The following is a 22,702-nucleotide window of genomic DNA, read 5'->3' as shown; positions in this document are numbered from 1 at the left end:
CGCGAATTTACAATGTAGACACCGTACAGTCAACCCCTATTTTCCCTGCTTCATGCCGCATTTTTCAGCATACGTGCCCGCTTTTTAGGCAGCCACACCACCCCCGTCGTGGCCCCCCACGAAATAACCTCAATGATTTTAGCCGGGTAGATTTTGGCAGGAAGGTTGCTTGCTCACTCCGGCGCCTCCGCTCAACGATGAGTCGGCGGGCCAATACCAACGGAGGTATGACAATGGAGTCATTATCGGCAGTGGCAGGGCTGCGGAGCGGCGTCGACGTGCTGTTCCTCATGCTCGGCGCGGTCATGGTATTCGCCATGCACGCAGGGTTCGCGTTTCTGGAAGTGGGAACGGTCCGCAAGAAGAATCAGGTCAACGCATTCGTCAAAATCCTCACCGACTGGTCGGTTTCGACCATTGCCTATTTTTTGGTCGGCTTCCCCCTGGCCTACGGCATCTCGTTTTTCGTCCCGGCGAAGGACCTTCTCGGCGCCACCCAGGGCTACGACCTCGTCCACTACTTTTTCCTCCTCTGCTTCGCCGCCTGCATCCCGGCGATCATCTCCGGCGGCATCGCCGAGCGGGCCAAATTCTGGCCCCAGGTTTTCGCCGGCGCCATCTTCGCCGCCATCAGCTACCCGCTTTTCGAATCGCTGATCTGGGGTAAGAACGCCGCCCTGCTGCAAGGGTTCTTCAAACAGGTCGGTGGCGCCGAATTCCACGACTACGCCGGCTCGGTAGTGGTCCACTCCATCGGCGGCTGGCTGGCACTGCCGGCGGTCCTCTTCCTCGGCGCCCGCTCCGGCCGCTATCTGAACGGCAAATCCCACCCGCTACCGATCAGCAACATCCCGTTTCTCGCCCTCGGCTCCTGGATTCTGGCGGTCGGTTGGTTTGGCTTCAACGTCATGAGCGCCGGCCACCTGGAGAACATCTCCGGGCTGGTGGCAGTCAACTCGCTGCTCGCCATGGTTGGCGGCGTCCTGTCGGCGCTGGTCGCCGGCCGGAACGACCCGGGGTTCGTCCATAACGGCGCCCTGGCCGGCCTGATCGCCATCTGCGCCGGCAGCGACCTGATGCACCCGCTGGCCGCCTTCGTCACCGGCGTCATCGCCTCGCTGATCTTCGTCTACGGCTTCCACTTCGAGCAGGAGAAACTCCGGATCGACGACGTGCTCGGCGTCTGGCCGCTCCACGGCGTGATCGGCTCGTGGGGCGGGATCGCCGCCGGCATCTTCGGCCAGCCGCTGTTTGGCGGCATGGGTGGCGTCTCCTTCGTCTCCCAGCTGCTCGGTACCCTGGCGGCGATCGCCTTTGCCCTGGCCAACGGCTTCCTGGTTTACGGCGTTCTCTCCAAGACCGTCGGCATCAGGCTGAACGTCGACGAGGAGTTCGCCGGCGCCGACCTCTCCATTCACCATATCGGCGCCTATCCGGAAGATCACGTCCGCTGACCGGCACCGCACCGGAGCCCCTCGCCGGGGCTCCGGCCCCCCGTTTCGCCCCGGCATCAAAATCCTCAACCATTCCGCAAAGTTTCAATTAAAGATTCCATTTATCGCACCGATAAGTATAAGAGGTAATACCATTCCACCGCCGCCCGCCCGGACCGGACGGGGCGCAACAGGCCGGAATGGTAAGATTTCTCAACATAATCATTGGATTTCCCCTGCTCGTGTGTTAGGAGAGAATCGTCGGGATTTCCTGAAACGCGAGAAAAAGGACCTGCCATGACCGGAAGGAAGCAGCTGGGAGACTTGCTCGTCGAAGCGGAAATTATCACGGTGAAAACCCTGGAACGTGCCCTGGAGCGCCAGCGGGGCTCCGGCAAGCGCCTTGGTCAGGTGCTCGAGGAGATGGGGGTGATCACCGAAGACGAACTGATCACCGCCCTCTCCAAGCAGTTCAACTTCAAGACCGTCAACGGCTTTGCCGCTTACTCGTTCCCCGCCGAGCTGCTGGCCCTGGTACCGCCGGACATCGCCGCCCAGAAACTGGTTTTCCCGCTGAAGCAGAAAGATGCGATGCTGGCGCTGGCAATCAGTGATCCCTTCGACATGGATACCCAGGAATATCTCGAGAAGAAGAACAACCTCAAGATCATCCCGGTGCTCGCCACCCGCCAGGAACTGGCCGCAGCCGTGGAAAAGCATTACCTGCACGGCAAGAAGCGCGACGAGGAGCGGCAGAAGGTGCTGGTGGTCGAGGATACGGCGCCGGTTGCCGCCATCATCCAGGTTGCCCTGCAGAAGGAAGGGTACGAAGTACTGCTGGCAGGCGACGGCATGGAAGGGCTCAAGGTCGCGATGTCCGAAAAACCCGACCTGATCATCTGCGACTCGGTGATGCCGCGGATGGACGGTTTCAGCCTGCTGCGCGCCCTGCAGAACAGTCCGAGCACCGCGGAGACCCCCATAATCCTCCTCACCTCCAAGGCGACCGGCGAGGACGAACAGCGGGCTCTCGAAGCGGGGTTCATCGATTTCATCGCCAAACCGGTCCAGCCGATCCGGGTGGTCACCCGGGTGAAACGGGCCTTCGAACTGTTGAAAAAGCTCCGCTGACCCTCCCCGGCCGGCGAAACGACAAAGGGCGCTGCGGTCATGCCGCAACGCCCTTTTTTTGTCGTCGACTGCCGTCGACTAGCCGATAAACGCAACCGCCCGGCGGATGCGCCGCACCGTTTCGTCGCGGCCGAGCACCTCGATCACCTCGTAGATGCTCGGCGAAACCGTCCCGCCGCAGAGGGCGACCCGCACCGCCGGGCCGATCTGTCCCATCTTGATCCCCTGTTCGCTGCACAGCTCCTTGAAGGTTGCCTCGATGGCGTCGTGGCCGAACGGCTCCAACCCTTCCAGCCTGCCGGCGAGCCGCTCCATCAGCTGGGCCGCCGCCGGGGTGAACTGCTTGGCCGCCGCCGCTTCGTCGTAAGCGAAGTCGCCGCGGTAGTAGAAAATCGCCCCGTCGGCCATCTCGATCAGCGTCCGTGACCGCTCCTGGAGGGTCTTGACCACCGCCGCCAGCGCCGGTCCCGTCGCCGGGTCGATCCCACGCTCGGCCAAAAATGGCACCAACAGTCCGGCCAGCCGTTCCGGGGTGCTCTCCTTGATGTAATGATGGTTGAGCCAGAGCAGCTTGTCGGGGTTGAACACGCCGGCCGATTTGCCCACCGCCTCGATGGAGAACTTCTCGATCAGCTCCTCGCGGCTGAAAATCTCCTCGTCGCCATGGCTCCAGCCGAGCCGGACCAGGTAGTTGACCATCGCCTCCGGCAAAAAGCCCATGTCCCGGTAGGCCATGACGCTGGTGGCACCGTGCCGCTTGGAGAGCCGGGTCTTGTCGGCGCCGAGGATCATCGGCACGTGGGCGAAGCGCGGCACGGGATAGCCGAGGGCCTCGTAGAGAAGGATCTGCCGCGGGGTGTTGTTGACGTGATCGTCGCCGCGGATCACCGTGGTGATCCCCATGGTGGCGTCGTCGATCACCACCACGAAGTTATAGGTCGGCGTCCCGTCGCTCCGCTGGATGATCAGGTCGTCCAGTTCCTCATTATTGAAGGAGATCCGCCCCTTGATCAGGTCGTCGAAGGCGGTCACCCCTTCCTGCGGCGCCTTGAAACGAACCACGTACGGCGCATCGGGGGCGTCGGGGCGATGGCGGCAGGTGCCATCGTACTTCGGCTTGCGCCCTTCCCGCAGCGCCTGCTCCCGCTTGGCCTCCAGCTCTTCGGCGGTGCAGTAGCACTTGTAGGCCTTCCCCGCCGCCAGGAGCTTCTCCACGTACTCCCGGTAGACGCCGAACCGTTCCGACTGATAAAACGGCCCCTCGTCCCAGTCGAGACCGAGCCACTCCATCCCCTGGAGGATGGCATCCACCGACTCCTGGGTGGAACGGGCGACGTCGGTATCCTCGATCCGGAGGACGAAGGTCCCCCCCTGTTTGCGGGCCAAGAGCCAGTTGAACAGCGCCGTGCGCGCCCCCCCGACATGGAGGTAGCCGGTCGGGCTCGGGGCAAAGCGGAGACGAACATCAGCCATGGGATACTCCTTCCATCATTCGCAGTCACTCGATTCATCGTCGCCGGGGAGCGTCTCCCCGGCGATCCGGTAGGTTTCGTCGCTCCAGGCCGCCAGATCGATCAGCTTGCACCGCTCGGAGCAGAAGGGACGGTAAAGATTACCCTCCCAGACGGTTTCTTTGCGGCAATGGGGACAAAGTATGGTTTTCGGCATCGTGGCGGGCCCGGCAAACAAAAACCCCAGGCGCGGGCCCGGGGAGGTGGTCGATCATGTCCGAACTGCTTCGGCTGGGCGAATAGTACCGTCAAACTGCGGCGCAAGTCAACGGCAAAGTAGCCGTCGGGGGCGGCGGCGCCCCTAGGCGCCGGTGGCGTTACCCGGCGGCTGATGGTTGGCGGCGAGGGTGCGGAAAGCCCGGAGCGCCAGCCGTGCCCCGTCCAGCATCTGCCGGTGGAAATCGGCAACGAAGGAGCCGTTCTGCCGTTGGTTGATCACCGCGCAGACCGCCGCGGCCCGGTAGCCGAGCCCGCCGAGGAAATGAAGGACGAAGGCCGCCTCCATCTCCATGTTCTCCAGCCGCAGCCCGATCTTGCCGGTGTCGAGGGTGGCCAGGGCGTCGAGCAGTGCCGGGATGGTACTGCCGGTCCGCGCCACTCCCCGCCCCTGCTCGGCGAAGAAGCCGGCGCTGGAGACGGTGATCCCCCGGGCATGCGGAATCCCCAATTCGGTCGCCTCACGGGCAAGGGCCGCCAACAGCCCGCGGTCGGACCGGGCGCAGTAGGGGACGATCCGCCCGCCGAACCGCGCCCCCGGCGCCGCCGCCCCCTTCAACAGCGTCCGGAGCTGTTCTTCGAGGACGAAGCAGGTCGGACCGGGGAGCGGAATATCGTAGAACAGCCCGGTATTGTCGAGGCCGATGGCGTAATCGGTCAACACCAGGGTGCCGACCGGCGTGGCCGGATTAAGGCCGCCGGACGTGCCGAGCCGCACCACCGTAAGCGGCTCGAACTGCGCCTTGCGGGTCCGGGTCGCGAAATCGATCTCGTTCAGGGCGGCCAGCTCGTTGAGGACGATCTCCGTGGAGGGGGCGCCGATCCCCGAGGTGACCAGGGAAACCCGCCGGGCTGTTTCCCGGGCGATCCCGGTGATGGTATGGAAACCGCGGTGGCAGCGATCGGTGTCCCGGCTCGCCAGGAGTTCGCCGGCCAGAAAAGGGACCCGGTCCGGGTCGCCGACCAGGATCACCTCGCGGGCCAGCTCCCCCGGCGCCAGATCGAGATGGTAGACGCGGCCGTTGACGATCGGCAGGTCGTCGGCCGAGAGTGGCTGCTGTTCCATAGGAGTCCTCCCCTGGCATCGCCCCCGCCGGTGAGATGTCGTTCAGGCTAGCGCAAATGGGGCCGGCCAGCCGCCGCGGGAGATCAACCGGGGTATCCGGCGCGTGGCGGCACGGTATTCGCCGAGCGGTCCTCCGCCCGGGAATCGATCCGCTTCGTAATATAATCGTTGAGAAGCTGGTCGAAAGCGGCCCCGGACGGCAGGCCCCGTCCCTGGAGAACCGCCTGCTGCCGCTCCTGCCGATAGAGCCGGTCGACCCCCTGCAGCACCTGGTCGGCAAAAGAGCGCAGCTCCTGGTCGACGTTCTTGCCATCGACGAACAGCTGACCGTAGATCAACCGTTGCCGGTTGTCAACGAAGATCACCGAAGCCCGCTGCGAACTGATCCGGGCCAGCACCGCCGACACCTCCTTGACTACGGCGCGCCCCTGGTCGTCGGCCAGGGTGACCGTCGTCTTCTTGAGCAACACGGGGATCTTGGCGATATCGGTGGTGTATTCGTTGTGGAGGAAACGCGCCGGCGCATAGTCGGGATACCGTTCGGTCAGCGCCCGCATCAGCTCGCTAAAGGTCGGCGTGGTGTAGGCGTTGGCCAAAAAAAGCGCCTGCGCCTTGCCGTACAGCGCGCCGGCCGCCTCCCGCGCCTGCCAGAGTTGTTGCTGCCGCTCTTCGGCTACCAGGGAATCGGGCTTCAACAGATAGGCCTGGACGCTTTCCCGGTAAGAGTTGAGCAGATCGACGTTGACCGCCATCAGCGAATATTTGCCGATCGAGAGCGGCGCCGAGAATTCGAGATAGAGATTGTCGTCGGTGTTCAGCTCGCCCGACTCGCCGAAAAAGCGCATCTGGTCGTTGCCGATGACGAAGTAGCTGAGCAGGTCGGGGGCCGATCCCATGAACACCCGCGCCAGATCCTCGTGGACCGCCGGCACGGCAATCCGCTTCGCCAGTTCCGCCTCGTTGAAGATGATCGGGGCGTTACTGCCGATCAGCTCGGCATCGTTGTGGGTCAGCCAGAGCATCGTGTAGCGGAAATGCTCATTGAAGGTCCGCACCACCGACTTCAGGTCGGCGGGGGAAAGCTCATAGATCGGCAACCACTGGGCGATGATCCCCCCTGGCTCCAGGTGATCGGCGGCCAGTTTGAAATACTCGCTGGTGTACAGGTAGCCGGCGCCGCGGAACGACGGATGGATCGGATCGGCAGTGATGACGTCGAATTTCTCCTGGGTGGTCAGGAGATAGTTGCGGCCGTCGTTGAAGACGATCCGCAGCTTCGGGTTGTCGAGGACATGGTGGTTGTAGGCGGCGAAGGTCCGGGCGATGCCGAGCACCTTCGGCTCGATCTCCACCAGGGTGACCTTTTCGACGCTCGGATGGACCGAGGTGGCGCCGACGGTCATGCCGCTGCCGGTGCCGATCACCAGCACCTTCTTCGGGTTGGCATTGAGCAGCATCGGCAGATGGCCGAGGGTGTACTGACACTGCTGCCCTTCGAGCCGCGACGACGCCTCGATTCGGCCGTTGGTCAGAAAGGCCTGGTCGCCCCCCTTCACCTTGATCGAGCTGACCACCGCCTCCGTCCCCTCCGCATAGTAGAGGACATCGGTGTTATCGAGCGCCTCGGCGATCATCCGGGTGGAGCGGAACGCCTCCGGCTGGTTGTAGCGGAAGACCGCCAGGTACTTGGTATTCCAGGACTTGAGAATCCCGGCATCGCTGGCCAAGAGGACCAGCACCGCCGCCACCGCCGCGGCGGTGCCCCAGGTAAGGGTCTTTCTGCCGGTGACGCTGCAGACCACCACCAGCCCGATGCCGATGTTCACCACCGCCAGGAGCTGCAGCGACCGTTCGATGCCGAACAGGTAGATCATCCCGAAGCCGCTGCCGGCGGCGCCGAGAATGGCGCCGATCGTATTGTAGGCCAGCACCTCGCCGACGGCACGGCCGATGACCCGCTTGTACTCGGCATTGACCCGGCCGGCGAGGGGAAAGGCCAGCCCCATGAAGAAGGCCGGCACGACAAGGTAGAAGAAGGCGAGCACCGAGCCGCTCAGCACCTGGGTGCTGAAGAACTCCCGCCCACTGCCGAACAACCGCTGCAGGTAGAGGGTCTGGCCGGGAAGGCCGGCCATGGTGGCGGTAACCACCAGCGCCGCGACGCCGATGATCACCTGGGTGGTGCCGAAACCGACGATGGTGGTGGTGACCGGTTCCGGCTTGAGCCGCAGCAGCCGGGGTACCAGGGCGTAGGACTCGCTGCCGAGGGCGATCCCGGTCAGGAAGGCCACCAGGATGATGGTGAAGGCGTAGACGTTGGCGCCGCTGACCATCGACAGCACCCGGGTCCAGAGCACTTCGTAGCCGAGGGCGCAGAAACCGCTGATGCCGATCCCCCAGACGACCAGCCGATAGGCGAGGAGCGGCGGCCGCACCCCGCCGGCGACGGCCGCCGGCGGCACCTCGGCGTCGGGGACGGCGGGCTCGTCCGCCTCGTCCGTGAACTCTTCCGGATAGAGGATGCAGAAGAGGCCGATCAGGATATTGATGGTCGTCGCGCTGAACAGGGTCATGCTCAGGGTATAGAGCCGGATCAGGAAAAATCCGGCGGCGGCGGCGCCGGCCACCGCCCCCAGGGTATTGAAGCCGTAAAGCGACGACAGGTGCTGGCGCATCTCCCGGGGCTGGCGCGCCAGGACGGTGCTCAGGATCGGCAGCGTCCCCCCCATCAGGGTGGTCGGGATGATGATCGCCACCACGGTGAAGGCGAGCCGGATGGCGAACAGGTAGGCGGGATCGTTGTCGTGACCGCGGGCCAGCGCCACGTACAGCGCCGGGTAGTGCTCCATCAGGAAGTAGAAGCCGAGGGCGAAGGTGGCGATCCACAGCTCCAGGAAGCCGTACAGCTCCAGCGGCTTGCGGACCCGATCGGCGTATTTGCCGAACAGGTAACCGCCCAGGGCCAGGCCGCCCATGAAGATGGTCAGCACGGCGGTGACCGCCAGGTGCGAACCGCCGAAGACCAGGGTCAGCGAACGGACCCAGACGATCTGGTAGATCAGCGAGGCCGCCCCCGAGAAGAAAAAGAGTGCGTAGATAATGATGCTCAACTGTTTCCTCATGCTCCCCTCCCACCGAATTTCCCGCCGCCGGCCGGCCGCGGGCTACCTCCCCCGTTCGAACACCTGAACCCGATTGTTCCCCCGGTCGGCGACCATCAGTTCATTGCCGGTAACGCAGAGCTGGGCCGGGAAGTTGAGCAGCCCCGGCTTCCACCCCCGGCTCAACTGCCGGCCGAGCATCGCGCCGTCCTGGCCGATCAGCACGATGCTGCCGCTGCTCTGGTCGACCACGTAGATCACCCCCTGGGCATCGGTCTCCAGGGAGAGGGGAAAATCGAGGTATTCGTGCAGCTCGCCGGTCAACGGCCGGAAGGTCTGCTCCCCCGCGCCGGCGACATAGACCCTCGCCTTGACGCTGTCGATCAGGAGCAGCTTGCCGTCGGGGGCCAACGCCAGGTCGGACATGAACCCGTAAGCGGCGGGGAAGGTCACCTGCCGCTGGAAGGTTCCCGTGGCATCGAGCACCACCACCCGCCCGCCGGCGATATCGAGCAGGTAGATGCTGTCGCCGCTCCCCACCCGCAGGCTGCGGGGGACGACCGCCCCTCCCGGCACCCCCTGCGGCTCCAGGTAGCCGGCGAAAGAACCGTCCGGCTTGATCCGGGCGATCTTGCGCAGCCGGCCGTCCAGGGCCAGGATGTCGCCGTGGGAGGTGAGCTGGAGGCGGAGCGGGTACGGCAGCTGGGGCGCCTTGACTTCGCTGCCGCCGGAGAGGCTGCCGCCGCTGAAATGGTAGCGGAGCAGCCGGGCGTTGCCGGTATCGGCCACCACCACCGTCCCGTCGGCGGCGCAGGCGACCCCCTCGGGGATCTTCATCCCCCCCTCCTTATCGTCGCTGTAGATCCCTTGCAGATTCTGCAGCACCACCGTCTCGGCGGCCGCCGGCAGCGCCGCGGCCAGGCCGGCGAGGAGCATGGTCGGTATGAACAGTCGTTTCATGACGTCACCTCTTGTACTGTTGATGGCACTGGGTGCACAGGTCGCTCACCGTAACGAACGGGATCAGGTGCTTGTACTCCGTGCCGTGGGCCCGGTGGCAGGAGAGACACTGGACCGTCAGGTTGCGGTTGCGCGGATCGATGGCCTTGTCGCCCAGCGGGTGGGTCGAGTGCTTCTGCCAGTCGTGGCAGCTGCCGCACCACTCGGCGTCGGTCGGTGCCTTGGCGAGGAAGAGGTAGTCGGAAGAGTGTGGGTTGTGACAGGCGGTGCACTGCCCCTTGTCTACCGGTTCGTGCTTGCTGGCCGAACGATCCTGACGCCGGATCGCCTCTTCGTGACAACTGCCGCAGAGCGTCTTCTGGTCGCTCTTCAGCAGGCCGGCATCCTTGCTGGCGTGGGGATTGTGGCAGTTGAGGCACTCGTCCTTGCCGAGCAGCGGCCAGTGGAGCCGGTTCTTGCCGAGGATCTCGTTCATCTTGACGCTGTGGCAGCCGCGGCAGAGTTCGGCCCCCCGTTTCTTCAGCGCCAGCGGCTTGGCGGAGTTCGCCTCTTCGTGGCACTGGTTGCACATCCGCCCCGCCACCGGTTTGTGGACGCCGTTGTAGAGGAGCCCCTCCCGGTTCGACCCGTGCGGGTCGTGGCAGCCGGTGCAACGCGAACCGGCCACCGGGTAATTCATGTGCTGCTTGGCGAACAGCGGCCGATCGGTCTTGTGGCAGCCGGTACAGAGCGAGCTGATGTCGGCGCGGAGCAAAAACGGCGCCGTCGCCGAAGCATGGGGGAGATGGCAGGTCAGGCACCCCTTGGTGACCGGGCTGTGCTTGAACTTGATCTTCTCCAGTTGCTGCTTCAGCTCCTTGTGGCAGTCGAAACAGAGGTCGTTGCCGCTCTGGCGCAGTTGGAACTTGTTCGCTGCGGCATGGGGGTCATGGCACTTCATGCACTCCCCCGCGGCAACCACCTTGTGGACGCTCCGCGAACCGCTCGGCGTGAGGTCCGGGTGGCAGCGGAAGCAGATCCGCGACCGGTCCGCGTCGAGCAGCTTGCCGTGGCGGGAGGTATGGGGATTGTGGCAGCCGGCACAGTCCCCTTTCTTCAGCGGCGTATGGACGAACGGTTTCTTCATCGTCTCCTGGAACGCCGCATGGCAGTTGAAGCAGATCTTGCTGCCGGCGCCGGGCTTCAGCTTGAACTTGAGGCTATTGTCCTCGGCCCGGCTGGGAAACACACCCCACACGACCGCAGCCAAAAGCGCCGGAACCAGGAGCATTATCAGTCGGTTTCTCATCGCGCAACTCCTCTCAATGCTTCGCTACGATATGGCAGTCGTCACAGGTCCGGGCGGCGAAGGGGGGATGGAGCACATCCTTGAAGAACTTCGGGTCCTTCGACGCGTGGGGATCGTGGCAGCTCATGCACTCCATCGCTTCGGGGGCGATCCCCAGATGGGCCGTGCCGAACGACGGGCTCTTCACGTCGTGGCACGAGCTGCAGAGCGGCGTTACCGGCTGGAGCAGCAGCTTCGGCTCGACGGAGAAGTGCGGATTGTGACAGCTCTGGCAGTCCTTCCGCGCCGGCGAGTGGTCGGTCTCCTTGGCCAGTTTCTCCTTCAGATCCTTGTGGCAGGTCAGGCAGAGATCGGGACTGAGCGCTAACAGCAGCTTGTTCAGTTTCCCCTTGTGCGGGGTATGGCAGCTGGTGCATTCGCCCTTGGCGTAAGGGGCGTGGAGGTCCTTGGCCTTCTTGGCCGCAGTGCCGAGGGCATCGTGGCATTCGAGGCAGAGCACGTCCTCCTTGCGGGTAATCATCCCCCCCAGGTTGCTGCCGTGGGGATCGTGGCAGGTGAGGCAGTCGCCGTCGGCGAACGGCTGATGCTTGGCCATCTCGCCGCTATCCTTCAGCATGTCGGCATGGCAGTTGCTGCAGAGCTTGGCCGCCGGCGCCTTCAACAGCTTCGTCTCATTGGACGAATGGCCGAAATGGCAGGAGCCGCACTCGCCGTCAAGCACCGGCCGGTGGGTGTAAGTTTTCTTGAAACGGGTCTCTTCCGTCGAATGGCAGCCGTAGCAGACCGTGTCCATCCGGTCCTTGAGGATGAACGGGTAGCCGGAGCCGTGGGGATTGTGACAGGACGAGCAGTCGCCGCCGGCAAAAGGCGGATGGACGTCCTTGAGCTTTTCGGCATCGCGGACCTTGGCATGGCAGCCGTAGCAGAGGGTCGACCCCGCCGCCACCAACAGCCCCTTCTCCTTGGCGGCATGCGGCGAGTGGCAGCTGAGGCACCCTTTGCCGCTGGCCACCGCCTTGTGGCTCACCGCCGGCGGCGTCTGCTTCTCCTTGTGACAAGCGAAGCAGAGGGCATTGCCGTCGCCGGCGAGGAGCTTCGGATATTCCGAGGCATGGGGGTTGTGGCAGGCGACACACTTGCCGTTCTTGAACGGCGCATGCATCACCGTTCCGCCGGCTTGCAGCCCGGTCAGGTCATGGCAGTTGGCGCAGAGTTTGCTCCCCTCGTCCTGGAGGGCGAAAGGCTTGGCCGAATCGGCGGCCGCGTGGCAGGAGCCGCAGTCCGACTGCCCCACCGGGTTGTGGAGACTGTTCTTCAACAGCTTCGCCTGTTTGGACGAATGGGGATTGTGGCAGATCGTGCAGCGGCTCTTTTCCACCGGATAGTTGCCGTGCGCTTTCTTGAAGGCGGCAGCGCCGCTCTGGTGGCAGTCGAGGCAGAGCTGGGGGACCGCCTTGGTCAGCAGGTCCGGCTGGTCGGCGCTGTGCGCCAGGTGGCAGGCCCGGCACCCCTTCTCGGTCAAAACCTTGTGGACGTTCTGCTGCTCGTAGTTTTCCTTCTTGTGGCACTGGTAGCAGATGGCGTTCCCCTCGAAGCGGAGAAGGAAGGCGCCGGGGGCGCCGTGGGGATCGTGGCAGCCGGTGCATTTGCCGTTTTTAAGCGCCGAATGGAAATATTTCTTGTTCAGGCCGATCTTGTCGCGTGGGTGACATTTCAGGCAGAGGGCGTTGCCGTTCTCCTTGAGAATCAGCTTCGGCACGATGCCGTGGCGGAGGTGGCACTCTTCGCACTTCTGCTCCTTGACCGCCGGATGGAGGCTCTTCATCCCCATATACTTATCCGAGAACTTCTGATGGCAGTCGATGCACTCCTTGCGGGCCATCTTCCGGGCCGCCCCGGACTCTTGCCCGGTGCCGAGCACAAATACCGCTGCCAGCACCAGGACGAATGGAATCAGGAACAGCCCGCTTATCTTCGATGCTTTCATCATGGCGATTCTCCGTAAATGTCGTTTCACCTGCACGCGCTGCCGCTGCCGGGGGAAGTCTTCCCGGTCACTGGCGCAGGTCGGCCATGAACACTTTCACCTTGTAAGCCTGCTTGAGCTTTTCGGCCCAATCGTCGACCGCCTTGGTCAGCTTCTCGTTGAACAGCTTTTTCGCCACCGCCTCCCGCACATCTTCATAAGCAGTCGGCTGCGGGGCGATGACGTCCCGCACCTGGATCAGGTAGAAGTAACTGTCGGGGCTCTCGTAGAGGCGGTAGTCTCCCCCTTTGGCGCCGGCCAGGGCCTTGCGGAGCCCCTCATCCAGCTTGTTGGTGACCAGCGGCGTTTCGCCGAAGGTGAGCAGTCCCGCCTTGTCCGCCTTCACCTGGCCGTCGGCGTGCTCGCGCACCCACTGGAACTCGGCCCCCTTGCGCAATTTTTCGACAGCGCCTTCCGCATCCTTGTTGCTGCTGAAAACCAGCGCCGAGAGCCGCATCATCTCCGGCGTCGAGTAATCGCCGAGATGGCTGTCGAAATAGTCCTTCACTTCCTGCTCGGTGAGGGTGATGTCCGGCGCCACCGCCTTTTGAATGAACAGGCCGAACATCAGCGACCGCCGGTACTCGGTCACCGCCTTCTGATAGGCGGCACTCTTGTCGAGCCCACGCTGCCGCGCTTCGGCGGTATAGACCTCGTTCTGGATCAGGCCGTCGAGAACCGGGATTATCTTGGCATTGACCTTTTTCTCCTTGATCGCCTCGTCGATGCCGTGGAAAAACTTCTTGCCGATTTCGGTGGTCAGCTGGCCGACGGTGATCGGCGCTCCCCCCTTGATCCGCGTTATTACCCGCTTGTCCTTGAGCAGCTTGGCAAAGCCTGGTTTCGGCGCCTCCAGATCGAGCTTCTTCAGCAGCTTGTTATTGGTCTTGACCAGCTTCTTCAGCCAGACGGCCCGTTGTTCGGCGATGATCGCGTTCTTGCGGAAAACCAGCGCCTGGTCGGTAGCGGCTTCCCGGGCAGCGTCGCTCTCCGGGTAGCGGATGTCGTCCAGCCGGAAGAGCGTGAAGGCAGGGCCGATCGGCACCACCTGGCTGACCGCGCCGACCTTCATGGTATCGACAACGGCGGAGATCTCCGGCAACAGCGCCTTCGGCTTGACGTAGCCACCCTCGCCGCCCCCCTCGGCCTTGCCGGCCTTGACCAGTTCGGCGACCAGCGCCGAGAAATCGCCGCCGGCCGCCACCTTGGCCGCCAGCTCCTTGGCATCCTCTTCCTTGGCCAGTTTCACCGAGGTGAGCTTCCACTCCCGGGCCGACTCCTTGTACAGCTCCTCGACCCGGGCCGGGTCGGCCTTGGCGTCCTTGGTAATCTCGTCCTTCAGCATCTCCCAGAGGGTGATCCGGGCGTTATCGTCGAGGGCTTTTTTCGCCTCCGGCAGCTCGTCGAGCCCCATGGTGGTCCCTTCCTGGGTAAAGAGGCGGATATTGATCAGCCGGTCGAGCAGCGCTTCGTAATCCCGCGGGCCGTGGGCCGCTCCCATCTTCGACCAGTCGTGCATCGACGCCAGCGCATCGGCCAGGTCGGAAACGGTGATCGGCTCGTCATTGACCGTCGCCACCGGGCAGGAGGCGAACTGCGGCGAAAAGAGCGGCGCCTTAAGCTCGATCTCGATTTTCTTCGGTCCCGGCGCCGCAGCCGGGGCCACGGACGGCGTAGCGGCCGTCGCGGCGGGGGGAGCCGCCAGCGGCGGGGTCGTCGGGGCGGCGCCCCAGCAGTAGACCGCACTGGCGGTAATGATCATCATTGAACCAACTGCCTTGCCAATCAATTTCATAGTGCATTCTCCCTGTTTGGTTATCATCCGCGCGCGGCGGATGAGCGGCTGTGCGGCCGGCCTCGGCCGGTTCCGGCAGTACGTACCCCCGAGGGGGGAAAATTACTGATAGATCCACCACATTTCTTCCGGCTCCGGCGGCGGTGGCGGCTCCTCCTCCGGTTCGGGAGGGAGCGGCCCGGTCATTCGTTTCACCAGGGCGGTCGCCATTGCCGTAGCCAGCTGGTTGGCGCTGTTGATCCGGCCGAGGTCGAAGAAGTAAACCCCATCGTCGCCGGCATTGATGCTGCTCGAACTCCAGACCGCCGAGCGGTTCTCCCGGTCGATCAGGAGGAGCGAGAAATTGACCCGCGGCACCCCGCTGGTCCCCTGGCTCTCCTCGTAGTCCAAAACCGTCCCCGACACCACCAGGTCGGCCAGCAGCGAATCGAAGATGAAATCGGTCTGGGGCAGCGACACCCCGCCGTCCATGATTACCCGGTAGCGGAGCAGTTCCTGCCGGACCACCCCCGGCTCGATGATCGTGTAGCTGCCGTCGGCGAACAGCGCCCGGATCACCGCCAGCATCACCGAGGTGCCGGCGCTCGAATTCCCGGACTTGTTGAAGAACGGCAGCACCGCCACCCGGAACTTCCGCTCCGGCAAGAGCGTCGGCGCCCGGTAGAACGATTTCGGGGCGTAGCGGCCGGCCACCGACCCCGCCGGCGCCGCCGGCGCTCCCGCCAGGTAACCGGCCAGCGAGTGGGTCAGCCGGGAAAGTTCCGTGTCGATCAGCTGCCGGACATCGTCGACAAGGCCGAGGCCGAGGAACCCCGGGGTATCCACCCCGGTCATCCCGGCGCTCTTCATCCAGAGAATCTCCGGCGTATCGCCGGTGGCGACCAGCCGGCAGGTCATCGCCAGTCGGGGGGGACGGCCGTTACTATACGATTCCAGCGAGGTGATCAGCACCGCCTCCGCCCCCGTTTCGTCCCGCAGCTGGCGGGCGGCCTGCCCGTCGATCCCGCCGGTGTAACGAAGCCGGTGCCGGGTCAGAAAGGCATCGACCTCCCGTTCCGGCAGGGTCCTGATCCCCTGCTCCGCCAGCCGGGCAAAGAGCCCCTCGCGGATTTCCCGGACCGGCGGCGCGTTGCGGCAGAGGTTCTCGAAGGGGAAAACCGCCACCAGCGGCCCGTGGGGAGCCGGTACCTCCTTCGGCGGATGGGCGCACCCCGCCAGCAGGCCGAAAAGCGCCAGGAGCGCCGGCCAGCTAGAGAAAGAGCTTATCGAGCAGATCATTAACCGCCTCTTCGGTCACCACGTTCATCGGCTCGCCGCCGCCGCCGAACAGCCGGTCGGTAAACCCGACCCCCCCCTTGGTGGAGGAGGCCGACCAGACGATCCGGCCGGTCTGCCCTTCGATCATCTCCGCACTCACCGAGATGATGTTGGCGGTCACCGTCCCGGAGCGGGTCTCGCCGTACTCCTTCACCACCCCGGTGATCACCGCGTCGGCACCGATCATCTTGGCCAGTTTGACCACATCCTCGGGCGAAGGGGTTGTCGGCGTGGCGATCCCCGCCCGGGAGATTCCCCGGCCGACCTCGCCCGCCGGGACGACGTAAAAGCCGCCGCTGGCCAACAGCGCGGTGCTGAAGACGTCCCGCACCCGTTCGCCGGCCAGGTTGTCCCGGGTCAGGTTGCTGAAGGGCATCACCGCCACGGTCTTGACCGCGCCGAAGTCCATGTTCGGATCATGATAGACCTGCTCGCCCGCACAGCCGGCCAGCCAGTAGACCGCCACCGCCACCGGCAGCAGCATCGTCAGCCATGCCGCCCGTCCCCTTCGTCTCGTGTTGCTCGCTGCGCCCATTGCGTATTCTCCTGTCAGGTCAGAATGAAGTCCGCAGATTCATGCTGTAAATTTCCGAATCGGTGGTGGTCGTCGCCGACTTGGTCTGGAGGATCACGTAGGCCAACTGCAGAAAGCTGCGGCGGGTGATCTTCCAGTTCAGGTTCGGGGTGATCGTCCGGGTCTTCTCCTCGTTGAGCGTCCGCTGGTTCTCGCTGTAGGAAAAATTGAACTGCAGCGTCCCGTCCGGGAACGGCGACCAGTTGACGCCGTAGTTCTGGGTATAATCGGCCGGGCTGTTCTGCTGCTTCATGTAGCCGACCCCCGCCACCAGGTAAAGCGTCGTGAAGGGCCGGTAGGTCCCGGTGATGTCCGCCCGCTCGATCGACGAACCGATATCGGCGGAAGTCCCTTCGAGAGCGGTGGTCTTGTCTTTCGAATAGGTGAGGTTGATGGTCACCTTGGAGTTCGGGATGATGCTGGCGCCGGCAATGATGCTGTAGGTCCGGGTCTTGTCGCCGTTCTCGTGGGTGGCATAGGTGATCCCGCCGGCCAGGTTGAGCTGGATGCCCCGGTACAGCTCGGCGGTGTTGTAAAGGAAAACCGAATCCGAGTTGTTGGTCGTCTGCCCCACATCCTCCTTGCGGCCGCTGTAGATCAGGGTGTGGCTCAGGGTCGGCAGCGGCGTGGCCCGCAGGGTGGCATCGTAGATATAGGCGACCCGGTGCCCCAGGTCCTCCTGGCCGTCCTCCCGGGCGAACCGGGCATTCAGCGAGAAGACGTTGTTGAAGCGATGGTCGAGCAGCAGGCCGTTGGAAACGGTATAGCGGGTTTCGGCGGCCGGATCGCGCCGGTCGTAATAGAAAGAGAGCGTGTAATACAGCGCCGGGATGTCCAGCAGCCTGGTCTTGGTATCGATATTGAGCAGCTGGGTGGTCTGGCTGAAGGTATCGGGCGGCCGGCGGTTGTAGGTCTGCACCTCGGTCACCAGGATCGATTCGGGGTTGGTCAGCGGCGGGACCGCCTGGGCGGCAACCGCCGCCGACAGCGGCGAGGTGACCACCTTCAGGTAGCGGGTGGTGACCGTCGGGAAACGGATCTCGAAGCGGTTGTTCTGGGCCGAACGGATGAACGTGCCGGGGACCGCCGCCTGGACCAGGGTCCATTCCTGGTTGTCGGTGCTGGTGTAAACGTCCCAGGTGAACGAATTGGCAACGCTGTCCGGCAGGTCCCGATCCACCGAGATGACGAACAGGTCGACCGCCTCGGCGAAGACGAAGGTCACGCCGATATTGATGTTCCGGTCAGTATCCCCCCGCACCCCGAGGTTGACCTGGCTGTTGCCGACGGTGAAATTGCCGTCGATGAGATAGGAATAGGTGGCATCGATCGGCATCGCCCCCAGCTGGGGGGTCAGGTTGAGGGCGAACATCGCCGAGCTCGGGCTGACCGGGTAATCGATCTCGGTCTTGCCGGGGGCGGTCGCCGTGATTTCCTGATGGTTGATGTTGTAGTCGGCGGCGATGAACAGCCGGCCGTCGAACAGCTGGTCGGTGTAGGTCGCCCGCCCCGAGTGGACCAGCTGCTCGATCTCACTCTGCTTCAGATGGTTGATGTCGTCGGTATAGGTCGCCTGGTACCAGAGATCGAGGCTTTGCACCGGCAGGTAGCGGAGCCCGATGATCGCCCGGTCGGTGGTGGAATCGAGGGACGTCCGGTCGCTGTCGTAGTTGTTGAAGCGGGAGAACTGCAGGTCGAGCCACGGCAGCCCCTCGGGCTTCCAGCCGGCCAGGGCGTGGTAATCCTCGCTGATGGTGGTAAGTTTCGGCGCCGCGGTCACTTCGAGGGTCTCCTCCCGGCGATTGAAACCGACCCCGGCGTTGTAGAGCGGATTCTCCAGGGTCAGGTCCGCAAAGGGGCGAATCGTCGTATCGGTGGTATCGGTGGTCGTGCTCGTCTGGTTAGTCGCTTTCACCGTACTCTGGTCCTGTTTGAACAACCCGCCGGCCAACAGCCGCAACTGCGGGTACGGCTGCCAGTTGAGATTGAGGTTGTAGCGCTGGGTCAGCGTGTCGGCCCGGGTATGGGTCGTCTCGCCGCCGCTGGTCAGCCGGCCGTTGTTCAGGCTGTAGTTCCATTCCAGGAAGCCGCTGATCATATCGGCCCGGGCCGTCCCCCCCCAGAACGCACAACCGGCGCCGAGCGCCAGGGCGACGAGCCGGCGCCCCAGCGCATTGTACCGGTATATCCCGCCTCGCGCCGGCATCTGCAGTTCACCGTTCGCCCATCATCGTCACCCAGTAGGGGCCGAGATCGACGTCGATCTCGGCAACGATCCGCTTGCTGACCAGGTTCACCACCTGGAGGGTCCGGCGGGAGGCATTCACCACGTAGAGAAGATTCTCGTCGCCGTCGATCGCCAGCCGCAACGGTTCACCCCCCACCGGAATGAAGGTGAAGGAGAGCAGCGACAACGGTTCGAAGAGATCGACCTCGCCGCTCCGCCGCCGGGCGGCATAGATCAGGTCGGTGGCCGGATCGACGATGACCTCGCTCAGCCCCATCCCGGTGTAGGTCCGTTTCCGCTCGGCCAGGGTCGTCGGGTCGACCAGCCCCAGGTACGAACTCATCTCGTGGATCAGGTAGAGGCCGTCGCCCCGGCGGTTGAACGCGCCCCGGGTCGGCCCCGGCTCGGTGGCCGCCTTGGCCAGCACCGCCCGGCGGGCGATATCGATCAGGGTCACCGTATTGGTCAGCGAGCTGAAGACGTAGGCAAAGCGCCCGGACGGGTCGATCAGGACCGAGGACGGCCCCGGATCGACCGGAATTCTATCCAGCTCCAGGTACGACAGGGGATCGACGAAGCTGACCATGTTGGTGCCGCCGTCCACCACCACCAGCAGTTGCCCGTTGGGGGTCAACGCCAGTTCCTGCGGCGCGTCGCCGCTGTTGAGGGGGATGCGGTTGGTCACTTCGCCGACGGCGATATCGAGCACCTCGATGGCGTGATCGCCGGCCAGCGCCACATAGGCGCGGCGCCGCTGCTGATCGATCGCCATCCCCCGGGGATTCCGGCCGGTGGCGATAACCCCGACCACCTCCTTGCGCTGCTTGTCGAAGACGGTAACCGTCTGGGCCCGGCTGTTGGAAACGTAGCCGGTCAGCTCGATCACCGGCCGGGGCGGCACATTGAGGACGAAATTCGGGGTGAAGCGGAAACCGTCGCTGAGCGAACGGCCCGGATTGAGGGAAAGCGTGACGACGGTCGCCTTCTGACGGTTGACGACGAAATGGAACGACTGCTCCACCGGCCGCTCCGGCACCATCAGGGCCGCCGTACCGCTCTCGTCCGCCAGTTCCGCCTTCTTCACCGTCAGGGCGATGCCGCGGTAGGTGCCCGGCGGCAGTTGGCCGTAGGCAAGGAACCGCTGCCGCTTCACCTCTTCGCCGTTCAACTGGGAAAGCATCAGGGTCAGCGGATAGCTGCCGCCGTCGACTCCCAGCGCCGTCGCTTCGACAAGCTCGAAGCGGAGCCGGTTGCCTTCATGGGGGATCGGCTCCAGGTACAGGTACACCGCACCATCCTGGTCGAGGGGCAACCTGGAAACAACGGAAGGGAGCTGGCAGGCGGCCAGCAGGAGACAGCTCAGGGCAACAAGCAGCAGTTTCACGGCCACAACCTTTCAGGTCGGCCCGCTCCCCGGCGGAAGCAAAGGCCGGCAAAGGAAAAGCCTGTGGCCGGTCGGTACGGCACCGGCCACAGGTTCACGGACAGCTGACGTTCAAAACCAGTCGTTAGTCCTTAGCATGGCACTTGTTGCAGAGTGATCTTTGGAATGCAGCGTACTTCGTTGCCGGACGGTCATAGAAGGTCTTCTGAACTTCGGCAACGGTCCGGCCCTGAGCCGCGGCGGCGTTGGACACCGTGGAGTCGGTACCCGGATAGACCGGCTGACCGGTGGAATCGCCGAGCACCAGCATTTCGTACGAGTTGTTCCAGCGGGTCATGCTGTCCCAACCGGTGGCATGGGCGCGGTGGCAGGAGAGGCAGCTGACCTTGTCGCTACCCGACGGACCGTCGGTTTTGGAGGTCAGGGCGAACAGCGCCGAGTTGTCGGTCAGCTGGTCGGACTGGAACGGCACCATCGAGGTGAAGGCGGTGGTGGAGGTCCCGGTCATGTCGCCGGACTTCACGTACGCATTGTAGTTGTTGATGATGGTGGTGCCGAGATTCTGGCCGGCCGGGTGAACGAAGCCGCTGCCGAGGGTGCTGTGCATATTGACATGGCAGTTGGCGCACCATTCGGAAGTACCCTTGCCGTAAGCAACGCGGGTGTCGGAAGTCGCTTCAGAGCGGTTGTAGCTGCTCGGAACCGCAGCGTAGAGTGCCGGTTGGGTGAAGGCGAAACCGCCAACCGATACCGGGGTGTAGCCCGTACCGGCGAGCAGCCGGTAGGTACCAACGGCAAAGTTGCTGTCGCCAACGGCGCCATAGGAACCGGACGATTTGATCGGCTTGCCGGTAGTCGCCTGGGTACCGTCAGACAGCACGCGGTACTTGCCATGCGGATCGTGGCAGCTGATGCAGGAGAGTTTGTCGGCCGGATAGCTGCCGCCCGGGGCGGTGGTCAGAGTGCTATCCACGACATAGCCGAAGTCGGCGGCCACGACGTTATGGCCGTGACGCTCGCCAGGGCTGGTCTCGGTGGCGGCCCCGGTACGGGGAACCCACGAGTAGTCTTTCTTCAACCAGGCGAAGTCGCCGCCCGGGGTCAGTTCAACCGGCGGCAGGCCGGCGCCCGGGGTCGGGTAGGTCATGATGTGATAGCTGGAAGGAGCGGTGTCGGCGTGGGCATGGCAGTTGAGACAGGTCGAACTCTGGTCGGTACCTTGGAGCAGGTAGGCATTGGCGTTGTACTGGGTTCCGGCACCCATGGCTTGGCCGCCGAGGGAGTTATGCATCGTGTGGCACCCTTCGCACTCGGCAACGCCGCCGCTGTGGAAAGCATACGAAAAACCGGCAGTTCCAAAGACCACTAATGCTGCAGTGACTAAAACTGGCTTAAAACGCATGAGTTGAATCCTCCATTGATTTTACTCCGGCAGCCCGGCCGTCCCTGGAGGACCCGTAGGCTTTGTGCCCCCACCTCGCGATGGGTTTACTCTTTTCGGAGGATATTCGTAACCTTCGTCGGTTACGTGCGTTTGTTGTACAGCCATGTTGTTGCATCCCGTTCGCTGCTCCCGCTCACCTCCTTTCCGCCGGGAAGGGATGCATTGCCCCGTAATCACGGTCAGTTGTAGCTGATTTTGTAGACACTGACCCCCCTGTTCGCACCCTGTGTTACGTAAATACGCCCTGTCTTGTCCTGAAAGAGATCGGCCGGGATCACCAGGTTCCCCGGTCCGTAGCCGCGAAAACCGAACTCGGTGACAAACGAGAAATCGCTGTTAAAGATCATCACCACACTGCGCAAGGTATCGAGAACGAAGATCGTTCCCCGGGAGTCGGCAACGATCCCGGAAACGATATTGAATTTGCCGGGGCTGCTCCCCCGCGAGCCGAAGGTCTTCATCGTCCGGTCCGGCGCCATGACATAAGCCTTGAAATCCACCGGCAGGGTAAAGAGCATGTTGCCGCGGTCGTCGACGCTGAAGCCGCCCAGCCCCGAATCGCGAATCTGGCTGTCGGTCAGCCCGAGCATCTTTCCCAGTTGGTAGCTGGCGGTGCAGGCGCCGTCGGGAGTCACCGCCAGCACCTTCATCGCCTGGCGGTCCACCAGGTAGAGCACCCCCTTGTGCTGGGTCAGCTGGGTCGGGGAAAACTCGCCGAAATCTTCGGGGATCCCGCTCAAGGGGATCGCCGCCTGAAATTCGCCGCGGAAATTGGCCCGGATCAGCGAGTAGCGCGCCCCCTTGATCCCGGGGTTGGACAGGAGGATCAGGTCGCCGTTCTCCAGGGCCACCATGTCGACCACCACGTACTCGCCGTTATCGGTAAAGGTGTAGGTTTCCATCCCCGCTTCGTTGAACACCCTGACGAGCCGCTCGCTGGAATCGGCCACGTAAATTTCCCCCGTCACGCCGTCGATATTGAGCCGAACCCAGTTGCACGGCACGATGCCGTTGGAGGTGGAGAGATTGTACAGATAGGTGGCCGTCACCGACGGCGCTCCCTGCGCCGAACCGAGGCAAAAAAATAACACCAGGAGTACTGGTAATATGTGCAGGCCAATTTTCATATCCGACCAAAGAGCATTACATATGCCTAACCTTTGTTTGACGACATTAAATTTTATTCTTTCATGTCTATTCGGGCACTTACCCCATCCTCGTTAAATATT

16 protein-coding genes and 1 riboswitch are annotated in these 22,702 nt (G+C 63.8%); of the genes, 2 read left to right on the top strand and 14 right to left on the bottom strand.

Annotated elements, in window-relative coordinates; genetic code table 11:
- Positions 1-233 precede the first annotated feature (233 nt).
- Together QMN23_RS08880 and QMN23_RS08875 are read left to right on the top strand one after the other, a co-directional pair.
- Positions 234-1,454, top strand: a complete 1,221-nt coding sequence (locus QMN23_RS08880) for an ammonium transporter (protein ID WP_282003517.1) — start codon at positions 234-236, stop codon at positions 1,452-1,454.
- Positions 1,455-1,730: 276 nt separating this feature from the next.
- The gene (locus tag QMN23_RS08875; protein WP_282003516.1) at positions 1,731-2,564 is read left to right on the top strand and encodes a response regulator; all 834 of its coding nucleotides are present in this window, start codon (positions 1,731-1,733) and stop codon (positions 2,562-2,564) included.
- A 78-nt stretch (positions 2,565-2,642) separates the two neighbouring features.
- On the opposite strand, the gene gltX is transcribed toward QMN23_RS08875, so the two are convergent.
- From gltX to QMN23_RS08805, 14 genes are all read right to left on the bottom strand, one after another.
- Positions 2,643-4,037, bottom strand: a complete 1,395-nt coding sequence (gltX, locus tag QMN23_RS08870; protein WP_282003515.1) for a glutamate--tRNA ligase — start codon at positions 4,035-4,037, stop codon at positions 2,643-2,645.
- Positions 4,038-4,052: 15 nt separating this feature from the next.
- Positions 4,053-4,232 (bottom strand): DNA gyrase inhibitor YacG, encoded by a 180-nt coding sequence (locus tag QMN23_RS08865; RefSeq protein WP_282003514.1) that lies wholly within the window; start codon positions 4,230-4,232, stop codon positions 4,053-4,055.
- A gap of 144 nt (positions 4,233-4,376) precedes the next feature.
- Positions 4,377-5,357 carry a uridine phosphorylase gene (locus QMN23_RS08860; RefSeq protein WP_282003513.1) on the bottom strand — a complete coding sequence of 327 codons (981 nt, stop codon included), beginning with the start codon at positions 5,355-5,357 and terminating at the stop codon, positions 4,377-4,379.
- A gap of 83 nt (positions 5,358-5,440) precedes the next feature.
- Positions 5,441-8,479 carry a fused MFS/spermidine synthase gene (locus QMN23_RS08855; RefSeq protein ID WP_282003511.1) on the bottom strand — a complete coding sequence of 1,013 codons (3,039 nt, stop codon included), beginning with the start codon at positions 8,477-8,479 and terminating at the stop codon, positions 5,441-5,443.
- Positions 8,480-8,521: 42 nt separating this feature from the next.
- The gene (locus QMN23_RS08850; RefSeq protein WP_282003509.1) at positions 8,522-9,418 is read right to left on the bottom strand and encodes an NHL repeat-containing protein; all 897 of its coding nucleotides are present in this window, start codon (positions 9,416-9,418) and stop codon (positions 8,522-8,524) included.
- A gap of 4 nt (positions 9,419-9,422) precedes the next feature.
- Positions 9,423-10,706, bottom strand: coding sequence for a cytochrome c3 family protein (locus QMN23_RS08845; protein WP_282003508.1), 1,284 nt, complete (start codon positions 10,704-10,706; stop codon positions 9,423-9,425).
- A 13-nt stretch (positions 10,707-10,719) separates the two neighbouring features.
- Positions 10,720-12,696: a cytochrome c3 family protein gene (locus QMN23_RS08840; RefSeq protein ID WP_282003506.1), complete on the bottom strand. Its 1,977-nt coding sequence runs from the start codon at positions 12,694-12,696 to the stop codon at positions 10,720-10,722.
- Positions 12,697-12,760: 64 nt separating this feature from the next.
- Positions 12,761-14,527, bottom strand: coding sequence for a peptidylprolyl isomerase (locus QMN23_RS08835; protein ID WP_282003504.1), 1,767 nt, complete (start codon positions 14,525-14,527; stop codon positions 12,761-12,763).
- A 102-nt stretch (positions 14,528-14,629) separates the two neighbouring features.
- Complete coding sequence (locus QMN23_RS08830) at positions 14,630-15,805, bottom strand: hypothetical protein (RefSeq protein WP_282003502.1); 1,176 nt, start codon at positions 15,803-15,805, stop codon at positions 14,630-14,632.
- Positions 15,777-16,379, bottom strand: coding sequence for a GNA1162 family protein (locus QMN23_RS08825; protein WP_282003501.1), 603 nt, complete (start codon positions 16,377-16,379; stop codon positions 15,777-15,779). The genes QMN23_RS08830 and QMN23_RS08825 overlap by 29 nt, the downstream gene beginning before the upstream one ends.
- Positions 16,380-16,398: 19 nt before the next feature.
- Entirely contained in the window at positions 16,399-18,624 is a 2,226-nt protein-coding gene (locus tag QMN23_RS08820) for a hypothetical protein (protein ID WP_282003500.1), read from the bottom strand.
- A gap of 7 nt (positions 18,625-18,631) precedes the next feature.
- A complete protein-coding gene (locus tag QMN23_RS08815) occupies positions 18,632-20,029 on the bottom strand; it encodes a YncE family protein (RefSeq protein ID WP_282003498.1) in 1,398 nt (465 codons plus the stop codon).
- A gap of 124 nt (positions 20,030-20,153) precedes the next feature.
- The gene (locus QMN23_RS08810) at positions 20,154-21,431 is read right to left on the bottom strand and encodes a cytochrome C (protein ID WP_282003497.1); all 1,278 of its coding nucleotides are present in this window, start codon (positions 21,429-21,431) and stop codon (positions 20,154-20,156) included.
- A 25-nt stretch (positions 21,432-21,456) separates the two neighbouring features.
- Positions 21,457-21,532, bottom strand: a riboswitch (cyclic di-GMP riboswitch).
- 120 nt (positions 21,533-21,652) lie between these two features.
- On the bottom strand, positions 21,653-22,522 hold the full coding sequence (locus QMN23_RS08805; RefSeq protein ID WP_282003496.1) for a 6-bladed beta-propeller: 870 nt from the start codon (positions 22,520-22,522) through the stop codon (positions 21,653-21,655).
- Positions 22,523-22,702: the final 180 nt, after the last annotated feature.

This window comes from Geotalea uraniireducens (genome assembly GCF_027943965.1).
In the GTDB taxonomy this organism is placed as follows: domain Bacteria; phylum Desulfobacterota; class Desulfuromonadia; order Geobacterales; family Geobacteraceae; genus Geobacter; species Geobacter uraniireducens.
Note: the sequence above shows the minus strand (reverse complement) of the source record. Positions and strands in the feature narration are given on the sequence as shown.